At 50.5% G+C, this 14707-nt stretch carries 13 protein-coding genes; 5 read left to right on the plus strand and 8 right to left on the minus strand.

Annotated features, from left to right (window positions below):
- Positions 1–359: 359 nt before the first annotated feature.
- The 7 genes from HA050_RS19300 to HA050_RS19330 all read right to left on the minus strand — a co-directional run bounded on the left by HA050_RS19300 (position 360) and on the right by HA050_RS19330 (position 5195).
- Positions 360–1364, minus strand: coding sequence for a tyrosine recombinase XerC (locus tag HA050_RS19300; protein WP_166829878.1), 1005 nt, complete (start codon positions 1362–1364; stop codon positions 360–362).
- Positions 1364–2056: a DUF484 family protein gene (locus HA050_RS19305; protein ID WP_166829881.1), complete on the minus strand. Its 693-nt coding sequence runs from the start codon at positions 2054–2056 to the stop codon at positions 1364–1366. The genes HA050_RS19300 and HA050_RS19305 overlap by 1 nt, the downstream gene beginning before the upstream one ends.
- Positions 2046–2897: a diaminopimelate epimerase gene (dapF, locus tag HA050_RS19310; protein ID WP_166829884.1), complete on the minus strand. Its 852-nt coding sequence runs from the start codon at positions 2895–2897 to the stop codon at positions 2046–2048. Before dapF ends, HA050_RS19305 begins: the two co-directional genes overlap by 11 nt.
- Positions 2898–3022: 125 nt before the next feature.
- Positions 3023–3778, minus strand: coding sequence for a DUF3658 domain-containing protein (locus HA050_RS19315; RefSeq protein WP_166829887.1), 756 nt, complete (start codon positions 3776–3778; stop codon positions 3023–3025).
- On the minus strand, positions 3775–4191 hold the full coding sequence (locus HA050_RS19320; RefSeq protein WP_166829890.1) for a CoA-binding protein: 417 nt from the start codon (positions 4189–4191) through the stop codon (positions 3775–3777). Before HA050_RS19320 ends, HA050_RS19315 begins: the two co-directional genes overlap by 4 nt.
- A gap of 2 nt (positions 4192–4193) precedes the next feature.
- A complete protein-coding gene (locus tag HA050_RS19325) occupies positions 4194–4580 on the minus strand; it encodes a Rid family detoxifying hydrolase (protein WP_166829986.1) in 387 nt (128 codons plus the stop codon).
- Positions 4581–4589: 9 nt separating this feature from the next.
- Positions 4590–5195, minus strand: a complete 606-nt coding sequence (locus tag HA050_RS19330) for a flavin reductase family protein (protein WP_166829893.1) — start codon at positions 5193–5195, stop codon at positions 4590–4592.
- A gap of 157 nt (positions 5196–5352) precedes the next feature.
- On the opposite strand from HA050_RS19330, the gene HA050_RS19335 reads away from it, so the two are divergent.
- Positions 5353–6618 carry an Hsp70 family protein gene (locus HA050_RS19335; protein WP_166829896.1) on the plus strand — a complete coding sequence of 422 codons (1266 nt, stop codon included), beginning with the start codon at positions 5353–5355 and terminating at the stop codon, positions 6616–6618.
- Between the two features lie 494 nt (positions 6619–7112).
- On the opposite strand, the gene HA050_RS19340 is transcribed toward HA050_RS19335, so the two are convergent.
- Complete coding sequence (locus tag HA050_RS19340; RefSeq protein WP_166829899.1) at positions 7113–8192, minus strand: class I SAM-dependent methyltransferase; 1080 nt, start codon at positions 8190–8192, stop codon at positions 7113–7115.
- A 412-nt stretch (positions 8193–8604) separates the two neighbouring features.
- On the opposite strand from HA050_RS19340, the gene HA050_RS19345 reads away from it, so the two are divergent.
- From HA050_RS19345 to tyrS, 4 genes are all read left to right on the plus strand, one after another.
- Positions 8605–10086, plus strand: a complete 1482-nt coding sequence (locus HA050_RS19345; RefSeq protein WP_166829902.1) for an amino acid permease — start codon at positions 8605–8607, stop codon at positions 10084–10086.
- 35 nt (positions 10087–10121) lie between these two features.
- Entirely contained in the window at positions 10122–12035 is a 1914-nt protein-coding gene (locus tag HA050_RS19350) for a pyridoxal phosphate-dependent decarboxylase family protein (protein WP_166829912.1), read from the plus strand.
- Between the two features lie 120 nt (positions 12036–12155).
- Entirely contained in the window at positions 12156–13388 is a 1233-nt protein-coding gene (locus HA050_RS19355; RefSeq protein ID WP_205836515.1) for an amino acid permease, read from the plus strand.
- 9 nt (positions 13389–13397) lie between these two features.
- Complete coding sequence (tyrS, locus tag HA050_RS19360) at positions 13398–14675, plus strand: tyrosine--tRNA ligase (protein ID WP_166829914.1); 1278 nt, start codon at positions 13398–13400, stop codon at positions 14673–14675.
- Positions 14676–14707: the final 32 nt, after the last annotated feature.

The raw sequence follows: 14707 nt of genomic DNA on the forward strand, positions 1-14707 counted from the left end.
CGGGCGTCCCGCTGGACCTTCCTTTCTTGCGCGGCCAAGAAAGGAAGCGAAAGAAGGCCGCCCCTAAAACACGAAGGCCCCTCGCTGCGGACAATCGAGGCGGCGGCTGCGGAACTCGCTTCGCTCAGACAGTCCTCGCCGAAACCCCGCCCCGCTTGTTCCTCACTTCGGCGTGCTTCAAGGGGGCTTTAAAAAGCCCCATGCCATGAGTCGCGATGTAAATCCAGTCGTTTGAATTTGAAAATACTCAAGCCTCAAAGCTGATCGCTTGTTCTCCCTTTGTTTTTCTCTGTGAAACTCCGCGTTCTCCGTGCCCTTCGTGTTTCAAGGTTTGGGTTTGTGCTTACCCAACAACAAAACTACTTACTCTCTTCGTCTTCAGGCTTTTTAGCCCTTGGGTGAGTTCGGTCGTATTCTTGTGCCAGGTGTTGGTAATCGAGATGGGTATAGACTTGGGTGGTGGCGATGCTGGCGTGGCCGAGGAGTTCTTGCACGGCGCGCAGGTCACGGGAGCTTTGGAGTAAGTGGCTGGCGCAGCTGTGGCGCAGTTTGTGCGGGTAGAGTGGTTCTTTTATATTGAGTTTGGTTTCCCAATATTTAATACGTAATTGCACCGCGCGGGTGCTGAGTGAGCCGCCGTTTTTGCCGATAAATACCGTGTTATCCCTCGGTGCCAGTTTGGGGCGTTCTACCAGCCAGCGGCGGATGGCTTCGCAGGCTACGCTGCCAACGGGCAGTTGCCGCGTTTTGCCACCCTTACCTGTAACCACTGCCATGCCGTGGTTGAGGTCTAAATCCGGCAAGGTAATCGAAACCAATTCAGCCACGCGCAGGCCCGAAGAATAAGCGAGTTCAAAAATCGCTTTATCGCGGCAGCCCAGAATTTCGTCATCTGGCATGTTTTCTAAGAAGCCGCTGGCGTCATCAATGGTCATTGCCGCCGGCAGCTTTTTGCTGGATTTAGGCGGTTTTACCCCATCAGCGGGGTTCATCGGCCAGTGATAATCACGGCACATCAGGCGATAAAATGTGCGCCAAGTGGAAAGCGTGCGGGCGATACTGCGGGCCGACAGGCTTTGGCCGGTGAGCTTTCGCACATAGCCGCGAATTTCTTTGGGCGTGAGCGCCGGTAAATCCTGGCCGGCAGCGCATTCCAGCAGGGTGGCCATATCGCGGGCATAAGCCGCACGAGTGTGCTCCCCTGCGCCTTTTTCGCCTTCCAGATATTGTACAAAATGAGCAAGCATGGCTTGTTTTGCGCTGATTTGCTCCGGGCTGTCGTCTTCAGCCGCAGTGGTCAGTTTTTTACTGACCGCTTTGTCTTCCCCGCTGGAAGGGATTAAACGCTCTGTTGCTGCTTGCATCACACTTCTTCGGTTAGCAGCAAGGGCTCGTCATCGGGGGTAATCACAGGAACGGCGCGGCGAATTGATGCGGATACTAAATCAGATAAGCGCTGCAAATACAGCGTGCCCATATCAGGATAGAATCGCTCGATATCTTCGCTGGCCATGACGAGGACACCAAAGGGCTCGCCGCCGGTACGCAGGGCAAACTGGGCGAAAGATTTCAGCGTATTGGCTTCAACATCAAACCACGACAGTACTTCATCGGTGACATAAGGGCCGCAGTAAGGGGATACTAAGTTTTGCGCTAGTTTTTGTACTGCTTCTCCCACGGGGGCAAATTCGCGCAGATTACAATCACTGTTCAGCCACAGCCTTAATGCGATATGCGGCACGCCAAAGCGGTGCTGCAAATGGTATTCCAAGGTACCTATCATGCTGGCTAAGTCATCTGCCTGCATCAGGCTGACGCTCAGTTGGTGCAGCTTTTCTGAGATATGGTCGTTCTCCTCACCAAATTGCAGCAAATCGCCCAGGCGCAGCTCCAGCGAGCGGTTTTTTTCGCGCAGGGTGAGCAGTTGCCGCTCTGCGAGAGAAATAGCCTGGCCGCGGTGTGAGTGTGGTACATAAATTTCGGCCAGCTCATCGGCGTATTGGTCAAAAAATTCTGGGTTGTCCCTAAGCCAGGTGACGATTTCATCAGGCTGCATATTCTTCTCCCTGGAGATTGATAGTGCCGTCAAATACGCTGACGGCCGGGCCGGTCATCCAAACTGCGGCTGAGCCACCTGCCCAGGTAATGGTCAGCTCTCCGCCATGTGTATGCACACGAACACGCGGGTTTAGTAAGCCACGGCGGATTCCTGCTACTACTGCTGCACAAGCGCCGGTGCCACACGCCAGTGTTTCACCCGCAGCACGTTCAAACACGCGCAGCCTGATTTCATCACGGCTGATAATTTGCATAAAGCCAGCATTCACTTTAGCCGGAAAGCGCGGGTGGGTCTCAATTTTTGGCCCAATGCTGGCAACAGGGGCGACATCAACATCGGCAACAATTTGCACGGCGTGCGGGTTGCCCATTGATACCACGCTGATTGCAAAGCTGGCTCCGTCCACATCCAGCGGGTGAATAATAAGATCGCTGTCAGCAATAAATGGGATTTCCTGCGGGGCAAATTGCGGTACGCCCATATTCACGCTGACATTGCCGTCGTCTTCCAGCCGGGGATAAATCACGCCTCTTGCTGTTTCAACGGCAATTTCTTTTTTAAGGCTCAGGCCTTTATCGTGCACAAAACGTGCAAAGCAGCGGGCGCCATTGCCGCATTGCTCCACTTCACCGCCATCATTATTAAAAATGCGGTAGCTAAAATCGATATCGGCACGCGAGGCGGGCTCTACCAGTAAAAGCTGGTCAAAACCAATACCAAAATGCCGGTCTCCAAGCTGGCGTATGGTGCTGGTGCTCAGCCTGACCTGCTGATTTACCCCATCAATCACCATAAAATCATTACCCAGGCCTTGCATCTTTGTGAACTGAAGTTTCATATATCTGGCGCCGCTGAAGAGTTTGACTAAAGGTAAACGCAGCTACAGTTTAAGGCAATGCGTTAGCCCATATTTTCTGTGTTTTTGGGGTAAATTCCTCACTGGGGGGCTGAGGAGGGCGGGTATTATTTCTTCCGTACTTTAAAAGCGAATAAATCGTGCTGATCCGGGTGGCTTTCCATTTCGATTTTGCCTTGTGCCGCCAAGCTGCGTAAGCGCCACATGGCTAAGACATCACTGCGAAAAAAGCCTTTGGCAGACTGCATCCAAAGTAGCGCAATCTGGCGGCAAGGCAAGTAATCAGCGGAGATTAAATCCAGCATTTCGCTGTCAAGCGTGCTTGCATCCAGATGCTGGAATGTCTCTCCATTCCAGCCGCGAAACATGCTGGTTTGCTGGGTCAGCGCTTGCCATTCTTGCGCTAATTTGTGTAATTGGGCGGGAGGAATCAGTTCGCTGCTGGCCGATTCGATTTGTTCCGGGCCAATCAGGCTGAGTGGCACCTGGCCTGCAATATAGCTGTCAGCGCCTGTGGTATCAGGCATAGTCAGTTTAAAGCTTTGCCCTTTCTGATAGCGCCACCATGCTAAGCGGCGCAGCAGCAGTGCCTCGCCACAGGAGGTGCCTGCCCAGAAAGTAAGATCTTCCGGCAGCGCCGCAAGCTGGGCATTGCCCGCGGGGAGTGCATCGCTAAAGTCAAAACTGGAGAGCGGGAAGACTTCATTCCAAAATTGGATTCTGGCTGCAGGATAAACGTGGTCGATATCGTTGAGCGGGCCAAGCGCTAAGTCATCCTGGTGAATGCGGATATCGGCATAGGGGCCAAGCGACTGACGCAACAGATCGGCTGCAAAATCCCCTAAAACCAGATGGCAGCTCACAGACAAAGCCTCAGATAATCAATTTTGATACATCTGTCCATCACCACAAACAGTCCTGCCGCCTGGGCGCGCTCTGCTGCAGCCTTATTAATAATGCCCTGCTGAATCCAGATTGCCGGAATATTCAGCGCAATCGCTTCATCCACAATAGCGTCGATCTGATCGGCGGCCCGGAACACATTCACCAAATCCACCTTGCCCGGCACATCGCTGAGGCTGGCAAAGGCTGGCTCGCCAAGTACGCTTTCGGTAAACGGGCGCACCGGCACAATTTTCATGCCCGCCTGTTGCATCACCTTGGCTACAGCAAAACTGGGCCGGTCGGGCTTGGGCGAGAGGCCAACCACCGCGATGCGGTGGATGCTGAGCAAAAACTGGCGGATGGCTTCGTCATCAGGATTTTGGAAGGACATTATTATGATTCGCTTAAAACCATCACGCCATCGGCCTCAACCAGCGCACCCTTAGGCAGGGCTGCGGCCTGAATGGCGGCCCGGGCAGGGTAGGGCTCGGTGAAATATTGCCCCATGATGTCGTTGAGTGCGGCAAAGTTGCTCAGGTCGGTAACAAATACACCTAGCTTAGCTATATTTTGCAAATCACCGCCTGCGGCCTGACATACTGCGCGCAGATTTTGAAAGACTTGATGCGCCTGAGCATTAAAGCCTTCTGCCAGAATGCCAGTGCCAGGGTCGAGGCCGATCTGGCCGGATAAATACACGGTATCGCCCATTTTAACGGCTTGCGAGTAAGTGCCGACGGCTTTGGGTGCGTTATCACTATGAATAATCGATTTGTTTATTGTGTTCATTTATTTAGGCCTTTGAATAATAAAACGCTCGCCTACAACGGCGTAATCCGGCCCGCCCAGGCGGGACAGCGGGTCGAGTGGCTCGGGGTGGATACGCCCGTCTCTGAGTAAATCGTCGGCCACACCAAGGTGGATGACTTCCAGCAGCATTAAATCAGCAACCACAGGATCACCTACTTCTACGTGCATATGCAGACGGCATTCCAGCGCAATGCCGCAATCGGCAAGGCGGGGTGGTTTCACGGCAGCGGAGGGCGACAGTGCCAGCCCAAGTGCAGTGGCTTCGCTTTCATTGGGGGCAAAAGATGCTGCAGAAGCGTTCACTTGCGGAGCATGCCCGCGCGAGGGCAGATGCACAACGCATTCGCCCGTTTGTAAAATATTACGCGCAGTATCTTTAAGCAGGGCATTATCGTGGCGGCGATTAATACTCACCGACACAATCATGGGCTCATTCGAAACAATATTAAAATAAGAAAAAGGCGCTACATTGACTATGCCGCTGGTGCTTTGGGTGTTAATCCAGGCAATCGGGCGTGGTACAACACAATCGCTGATCAGCGCGTATTTTTCATCGGGCGAGAGCGCCGAGATTGTTAATTCCATGCTTGTGCTGCCCATTCTGGCTTAAGTATTAATCGTAAATGGGGGCAAAACCGATTAACTCAATACAAATAAGCAAAGATAAGATAATGATTCAAAATTGTTTTGTTCGCCTTTGGCGGGTAGAATTACGCCCCTTTTTGCCGCCCGGAACAGGCCTGTGACTACTCCTAATTTTGCTCGTGCCTGCGGCATCGATTTTGGTACATCCAATTCTACGGTGGGTTGGGTTCGCCCCGGCCACAGCACGCTGATTTCCCTGGAAGATGGCAAGGCCACGCTGCCTTCGATGGTGTTTTTTAATGCTGAAGAAGATTCGGTTTGCTTTGGCCGCGCGGCCATGGGCGAGTATCTGGAAGGCTATGAAGGCCGTCTGATGCGCTCTCTTAAAAGCCTTTTGGGCAGCAGCCTGATTGACGCACAAACCGAAGTAAATGGCCGTGCTTTGCCATTGCGCGGGCTATTGGCTAAATATATTGGCGAATTAAAGCTGCGTGCAGAAAATGCCGCTGGCCGCCCTTTCGAGCAGGCGGTATTTGGCCGCCCCGTCCATTTTGTTGATGACGATACGGCGGCAGATGCGCAGGCCGAGAAAACGCTGGCCGAGATTGCCTATCAGGTTGGCTTTAAAGAAATCAGCTTTCAGTTTGAGCCGATTGCCGCCGCTTTTCATTACGAGTGCAGCATTCAAAAAGAAGAGCTGGTGCTGATCGTGGATATTGGCGGGGGTACTTCAGACTTCTCGCTGGTGCGTTTATCCCCAGAGCGCGCTAAGGTTTTAGACCGCCGGGAAGATTTATTGGCCAGCGCCGGTGTGCATATTGGTGGTACGGATTTTGATAAAGCACTGAGCCTTGCTGGTGTAATGCCACTACTTGGCTATAAAACGCGGCTGAAGAATAACTCGGAAGTTCCATCAGGCACCTTCTTTAATCTGGCCACCTGGCACACGATTAACTTTGCCTATACCCGCCGCTCCTGGAGCGATCTGGCCGATGTTTACCGCGATGCAATGGAGCGCGATAAGCTGGATCGCTTGATGAGCCTGATCGAGCAGCGCGCCGGTCACTGGCTGGCCCTGCAAGTTGAAGACGCCAAAATTGCGCTCTCTGCCAGTGACAAAACCACCATCTCTTTGGATCGCTTAGAAGACGATCTGACCCACGATCTGACCCGTGCCGATTTTGACAACTCAATCTCACGTCTTGTCGATACGGTGGAAAAAACCGTGACCGGCTTATTAAGCAGTGCTGGTATCGGTGTGGAGCAGGTCGACACCGTATTCTTTACCGGCGGCTCCAGCGGCGTGCCGCTGCTGCGCGCGCAGGTCGGCGCATTACTGCCCAATGCCCGCCATGTAGAAGGCGATTTATTCGGCAGTATTGGCACAGGTTTGGCTGTGGAAGCGGCAAGACGGTTTGGCTGATCATCCTTTGCGGGGTGGGGGCACAGCCAGATCGTGCCCATGTTTGCGGGTGTGGTGCTATTCGCAGGGCGGGTGAAACCCGGCGGGCTTTACCTATAGGCGCTAAGCAAAGTCAAAAAGACCTTTTTAGTGCCTTCGGCACGTTGATTTTGGTGCGGTTAGCCACCGCAGGGGCGTTCTTTTCTTGAACAGCCAAGAAAAGAACCAAAAGAAGGCCGCCCCACGAAACACGAAGGCCCCTCATCTGCGGACAATCGAGCGGCGGCTGCGGAACTCGCTTCGCTCAAACAGTCCTCGCCGAAACCCCGCACGCTTGTTCCTCGCTTCGGCGTGTTTCAAGGGGACTCAAAAAGCTCCGTGCAAAGAGCGCGGCCATTACGTTTTTTTGCTGCTCGCTAATGAAAGAAAACTTGGTTAACACGTATGAGGTTTCACCCGCCCTTAAGGTTTTCTCCGTGTTCTCTGTGTCTACAGATCTTAGGTTTGCCTTCCTTTCACCGCTTCGCTTTGATAATCACAAATTTTGCATTCTGAGCGATGAGCTCGATCTGTCTGAAGTGTTTCTTTAGCGCTGCCTGGTAGTTTAAGTGCCGGTTTGCCACTATCCATAATTCGCTGGTGGCTGCCATGCATTGCCAGGCTTGGGCAAACATGCTGAGTGCAATATCGGTGGTGACAGTGTTTTGCTGATGAAATGGCGGGTTGATCAGAATTAAGTCAAAAGTTTGCCCGTTTGCCACTGCAGCAGAGAGGCCATCGCTGTGCTGAATCTGGTAAGCCGCTTCAGGAAAGCTGGCAGCAAAGCTGAGTTGGGCGGATTCTACCGCTGCTAAAGACTCATCAAATAAATGTAACTCAGCCTTGGGGTGCAGGCGGTGGTAGGCAAGGGATAGTAAGCCATTGCCACAGCCCACATCGGCTATGGTCTCTGCGCTTGGCAGGCGATCAAAATGCTCGATAAAAAAGCGCGAGCCTATATCTATTTTTTGCCCGGCAAAAACACCTGGCATATTGTGAAGTGTAAGGCTCAGCTCAGGCATAGCCTGCAGATAGGGTGTGGCGATTTGTTGGCCTGGCCGCAGGCGGGCAGTGTACATACGCGCCTTGCGCTGCGTGGGCAGGTATTCAACCTCGTCGCAATAAGACTTAATGATATCCAAGTGCCCGCTGCTGACATGCTTTTGCATGCCTGAGAAATATAAGGTCAGCGGCGCGCTTAAATATCTTGCTGCCTCTTGCAGCTGAGCTTCAAATAAAGACAAAGACTTGGGCAGCTTAACAAGGCCATAGGCCAGCGCCTGGCCGGAGTAGGGCGTAAAGCTTTGCTGGCTGTTGATTTCAATCGCGTGGCGCGAGCACCAGGAATCATTGATATGAAACGCGTTTACACCCACGGCACAATGCAGCGCGCCAAAAGCATCGTTGATTAACAGCGCTGGTGCATCTGCACGGATAAATTCTGCAAGGTATTCATCACTGGCATCCCATGCACGTAAATCTTTAGCGTGCTTTGCCGGGTAGCGCAGCAAATTCAGCGCGGCAAAATCAATCAACTTTTTGGGGCTTGCAGACATATATTTCTTTATTTGATAAGGCCAAAGCTTTGGCTAAGGGGGCGATTCTACCAGTTGCCTGCTCTTCTGTAGACAGATCCACGCCCGGAACCCTCACCCTTGATGAGGGTTTTTTTACGCCCTCAGCTTTGGATGCAATCGCTGGGCAGGCGCACTCTTTGGGTGGGATTCTTACAAATTAAGCGCAGTGTTGCCATGGTTTGTTTTTTGGTGTCTCTTTATAAGTCATTGTATTTAAATTGATTTGTGTTTTTTGTAAGAAGAATTCAGCCATCTCGCGCCTGATACGCCGATTTAATCAGCCCGGCAAGGCATTAGTTGCTTACAGCATATTGATTTTTATCAAACCTCTTTTTAGTCGAAAATATACAATATTTCGAAATTATTTAAATATTCGACAAAGAGGCCGAGCATGTCTGGTAGTGAAACCAGCCCCAAAATTGGGGTGTCAACTTTTGTCATGATTACCGCTGCCGTTGTAGTGAGCGTTCGCACGCTGCCTATGACTGCTCAGCCGGGGATGATGACCATTTTTCTAACTCTGGCTGCGGCCTTGTTATTTTTAGTTCCTACCGCCTTGGTGGCGGCCGAGCTGGCCACTGCCTGGCCGCAGGATGGCGGGATTTTTATCTGGGTGCGTGAGGCATTTGGTGAGCGTTTAGGTTTTGTCGCCGTGTGGATGCAATGGATTCAAATGGTGTTTGGTATGACATCCATCATCATGATCATTGCCGCAACAATTGCCTATGTGGTTGATCCGGTACTGGCAACCAATAAGTACTTTATGTTGGGAATGATTCTGGCGGTGTGGTGGGGCTGCACACTGGTGAATCTGCAAGGGGTTAAAACCCTTGGCTGGGTTTCTACGATTTGTGTGAGCTTGGGTGTGTTCTTGCCGGGTATTGTGCTGATTGTGGCGGGTGTTGCTTATGTGGCTGGCGGCAATCCCATTATGACCGATGTGTCATTCAGTATGGCCAATATGGTGCCCAGCTTTAGCGATGCTGGTACTTTAGGGTTGTTTATTGGCTTTATCTTCGTTGTGATGGGGATGGAAGTCTCGGCTTCAAATGTGTCTTCAATTAAAGACGCAAAACGTAATTATCCGATTGCCATCGTTCTGGTGTCGATCATCATGGTTTTCCTCTCTGTTGTTGGCTCTGCCGCCATTTTCGTAGCGATTCCTAAAGAAGAAATCTCAATGACTGCCGGTTTGATGCAGGCGTTTGAGCTCTACTTCACTAAATGGGGCATGCCCTGGCTTGCGCCTGTGATGGGCTTATCCATTGCTTTGGGTTTAATTGGTCAGGTTAATTCCTGGGTGCTTGGTCCTGTACGTGGCCTGCAAGCTACGGCTAATTCAGGTGCTTTACCTGCCTTCTTGCAAAAATCAAATAAACACGGTGTGCCCGTCACCCTGGTCATTATCCAGGCGCTTGCAATCAGCCTGGTGGGCGTGCTGATCACCGTGATCCCGGATGTAGATAACTTCTACTTTATGTTGATGGGCTTAACTGGCCTGGTTTACCTCGTGGCCTACCTGTTTATGTTTGCCGCAGCCATCTGGCTTCGTTACAAACGCCCTGAAGTAGAACGCAGTTTCAAAGTGCCTGGTGGCAAGCTGGGGATGTGGATTTTCTCCGGTATGGGGTTTGCGATGTCTCTCCTGGCAGCTTATCTGGCCTTTATTCCACCCGGCAGCTTTAAAGGCTCCGCGTCAGGTTACTTCATGTTCCAGCTGATCGGTCTCATCGTGATGCTTGTGATTCCCTTCCTTGTCTATGCCTACGGCCAGAAAGACAAATTACGTCAGGCGAAAAAACTGCAGGTTGTGGCCGCCACTAAGACCACTAAGCAAGAAGCCCTTGACGAGCAACACGCTGCTGCGCACTAAGCGCCGGCTCAAAATTAATTAATCAGGAGTTCAAAATGTTTAAAACCACAATGAATGTTGATGCGCTGTTTCTGGGCCCAAAATCAGAAAATCGTGAATTCTTTAAAGAAATGGTTGAATACGCGGTGGACGAGCATATTCACTGGCGTGCAGATTTTCACCCGGAAGATGAGCCACTGCTCTCGCCTATGGAGCAACATCAGCCTGATTTCCGTAATACGCTTTATCGCACCGAAGGCATCTTGCGTCAGCTTTCATCCAAGCTGAAAACCACTTCAGTGCCTTGGTTCTCGCCGCGTTATTTAGGCCATATGAATGCCGATACGCTGATGGTTTCCAATATCGCCTATGTGATGACTATGCTTTACAACCCAAACAACTGTGCGCATGAAGCGTCTCCAACCACCACCGAGCTTGAATTAGAAGCGGGCCGTGATCTGTGTGCGATGTTTGGTTACGACGTACAAAAATCATGGGGCCATATTACTTCTGGCGGTACGGTTGCAAATTACGAAGGCGTTTGGGTTGCCCGCAATCTGAAATCTCTGCCATTAGCCATTGTTCAGCATGAACAAGCCAAAGATTTAGTGGCTGGCATGAGCGAAAAGCAATTACTGAATATGTCACCCACAGCCATTCTGGATTTATCTGATGAACTGAAAAAACGTGGTCTGTTCGAAGAAGTGCGTGCGCTGACTGTACGTGGTGTGGGTGTTAAACAAGGCCAGCTGGGTAAATTCCTCGTGCCAATGTCCAAGCATTATTCATGGATGAAAGCCATGGATGTGATGGGTATTGGTCAGGAGCATATTGTGCCGCTGCCAGTCGATGAAAACTATCGCACTGACGTTGAAACAATGCGCGCTATTACCTTTAAATTGATCGAAGAAGGTACGCCTGTCCTCGGTATGGTGGCCGTAGTGGGCACAACAGAAGAAGGCTCGATCGATCACGTGGATGAAGTGATCAAGCTGCGCCGCGAATGTGAAGAAAAATACGGCGTGTCTTTCTATGTACACGTTGATGCGGCTTATGGTGGTTATGTACGTTCGATGTTCCTTGATGAAAACAGTAAATTCATGGAATACGACGCACTCGTTGCCCGTTATCGCGCCGAAGATATTATCCCTGAAGGCGTAACCTGGCCTAAGCGTGCAGTGTATGAAGGCTTTAAAGCGATGTCTGAAGCCGATTCGATTACGGTTGATCCGCACAAAGCAGGCTTTATTCAATACGCAGCCGGTGCGGTATGTATGAAAGACAAGCGCATTGTTGATCTGATCTCCTACCACGCAGCTTATGTATTTGAAGAAGCCGATGATGCGGGTGAAGAACAAAATGTGGTGCTGGGTTCGTCCATTATGGAAGGCTCTAAAGCCGGTGCAACCGCTGCGGCAGTATGGGCGGCGCATCGCTTAGTACCACTGAATATTTCAGGCTACGGCAAAGTAATTGGCCGGGGTATTGTGACTGCAGATTGGTTTGCACAAAAATTGTCGATGGCAAAGCCAATTGTGGTGGGTAATCGCCGCTTTGAATTGCGCCCATTGATGCACCCGGATTTTCATATGGTGAACTTCACCTTTAAGGAAATCGGCAATCCAAGCCTGGAAGACCATAACCGTTTGAATCAGCGCATGTACGAAGTGTGCTCTTACTCATCAGGGCGCACTTATAGCAATGATTTCCTGACTTCATCCACTTCGCTCGCCTTTGACGAATACGGGGATACCCCCTGGATGTACGCAGAAAGCCGTGGCTTTAGCCGTAAAGAGTGGGATAAGACCCGCAGCGTTTATATCCTGCGTTCTGCTGTGATGACTCACTTTCTGCGTGATCCGCAAGGCTTTGAAGATTACTGGACTAATCTGCGCGCCATTTTTGCAGAAAAACTAGGCCATATCATCGATATGGAAGCCAAAGAAGCCAATCAATTAAAAGCTGCTTAATGCAATAAAACCCGCCTCAGCTGAGGTGGGTTTTTTGCCATCGAAGAGATCAATGTTTCTATTTAAGTTAATTATCAGATCAATCCGCCTGTTTGTGCGGGATGATTAAAAGGTTGGGCTATGTTTGCGATTAACTACAAAGCGGTGGGCGCTACATTGCTGATTTCCGGCACTATGCTGGGAGCAGGAATGCTGGCTTTACCTCTGGTTTCCTCTGGAATGGGCTACACCTGTGCCAGCCTTGCACTCGTTTGTATCTGGCTGCTGATGACCTATACCGCGCTGATGCTATTGGAAGTTTCGCTGGCTTTTCCGGCAGGCAGCGGTTTTGATGTAATGGCACAAAGTTTGTTTGGCAACAAAGGTTTGTGGATTATCAACGCATCCTTGTTACTTCTTTTATATGCGCTTTCTGGCGCTTATATCTCTGGTGCGGCTTCATCTTATACCTCAAATATTAAACAGTATTTGGGAATAGATGTTCCTCCTGCTGTGGTTGCTGCGATCTTTACCCTGTTGATTGGCTCTATCGTTTATATGAGCACGGGGGCCGTAGACCGTGTTAATCGTGTTTTATTCAGTTTGAATGTTTTTATCTTCTTTGCAATGGCGATCACCATTCAGCCTTATGTTAATCAGGGTAATTTAAATAGCGCGCAAGATTCCAGCCGCTATATCTATGCGGCATTTCCGGTGTTTATTACGGCATTTGGTTTTCATGGCAGCATTCCCAGCATGGTGAAATATATTGGCCGCGATAAGCCACAAACACTGCGCAATATATTTATCCTTGGCGGCTTAATTCCGCTCCTGGTTTACGCGATTTGGGAATATTGCAGTCTCGGCCTTGTGCCCAGAATAGGGGAGAATAGCTTTCTGACCCTTGCAGAAAACCAGGGCTCGGTGGGAATGTTTCTTGATTATATTCATGCCAGTACCAGTAATCATTGGATACCCAGCCTGATTAGCTTGTTTTCATCGATCGCATTATTTACCTCCTATTTATGTGTGTCCTTAGGATTGTTTGATTCGGTGGCAAGCAGCATAGGCTGGAAAGATTCTAAGCATGAACGCTTAATTACAGCGCTGGCCACTTATCTTCCCCCCTTTGTTTTTGCATGGATTTATCCGGAAGGTTTTGTTTTAGCCCTTGGGGCCGCCGCTATTTTCTTATCGATTCTGGCGATTTTATTTCCCGCTCTGGCGCTTTATAAATTACGCGCACGGGACAGTTATCAGGCTGGTTGGCGCGTGCCGTGCAATACCTGCTCGTTTTGTACCGTAACGATGATGGGCGGGTGCATTATCGTTTTCCAAATTATGAAAATGCAGAATTTATTACCGATTTGCTAGGAGATCGTAATGAAAGAATCAAATTTAATCAGCCAGCTACAAGAGCGCGGGCTGATTGCGCAAGTAACTGACGCTGCGGCGCTCGATGCCATCCTCGCCCGGAAATCCGTTACGCTCTATTGTGGTTTTGATCCAACGGCAGACAGCCTGCATCTGGGCCACCTTGTTCCATTATTGGCTTTAAAGCGTTTTCAGATGGCAGGCCATCGCCCCTTGGCTTTGGTGGGCGGCGCGACCGGTATGATCGGCGATCCCAGCTTTAAAGCCACCGAGCGTTCACTCAATACCCCTGATGTGGTGGCAGGCTGGGTAGAAAAAATTCGCAAGCAAGTCTCGCCATTCTTAGATTTTGACTGTGGTGCCAATAGTGCAGCCATGGTGAATAACAACGACTGGTTTGCGGGCATGGATGTGCTGAGCTTCTTGCGAGATATCGGCAAGCATTTCTCAGTGAATGCCATGATTAATAAAGAATCAGTGAAGCAAAGGCTGAACCGTGATGAAGTGGGTATTTCATTTACCGAGTTCGCTTACAGCCTGCTGCAAAGTTATGACTTTGCGGTATTAAATAAGAGCCATGATTGCCAGCTGCAATTGGGCGGCTCGGATCAGTGGGGCAATATCACGGCAGGGGTTGATCTGACCCGCCGCATGAATCAGCAGCAGGTGTTTGGTATTACCATGCCGCTGATTACTAAATCGGATGGTACTAAGTTTGGTAAGAGCGAAGGCAATGCGATCTGGCTGGATCCAAGCAAATGCTCGCCTTATAAGTTTTACCAGTTCTGGCTGACCACATCGGATGACGATGTATACCGCTTTATGAAGTACTTTACCTTTATGACTCTGGCTGAAATCGATGCGATTGAAGCGGCAGATCGTGCCAGCGGCGCAGCGCCAACAGCGCAGCGTATCCTGGCCGAACATGCAACAGAGCTGGTGCATGGTAAGGAGGCTTTGGAAGCGGCAAAGCGCATCAGCCAGAATCTGTTTGCAGAAGATCAAAGTGCTTTAACTGAAAGTGATTTCCAGCAATTAGCACTGGATGGCGTACATCATATTGAGCTGGGTTATACCGAAACCAGCCTTGTCGATGCGCTGGTTCAATCTGAATTAGCCAGCTCAAAAAGCCAGGCGCGTGGCTTTATTGAAAGCGGTGCGGTGAGTATTAACGGCCAGAAGATCAACGATCTTACTTACCATATGGGCATGGTTGATCACCGTTTCAGCCGTTACACTCTGCTGAGACGTGGTAAAAAGAATCATTGCCTGATTATCTGGAAGTAATCGTTTTCAGAAGGTCCGTGCCGGGCAGGGGG

The sequence above is a fragment of the Iodobacter violaceini genome, from assembly GCF_011601265.1.
Taxonomy (GTDB): Bacteria; Pseudomonadota; Gammaproteobacteria; order Burkholderiales; family Chitinibacteraceae; genus Iodobacter; species Iodobacter violaceini.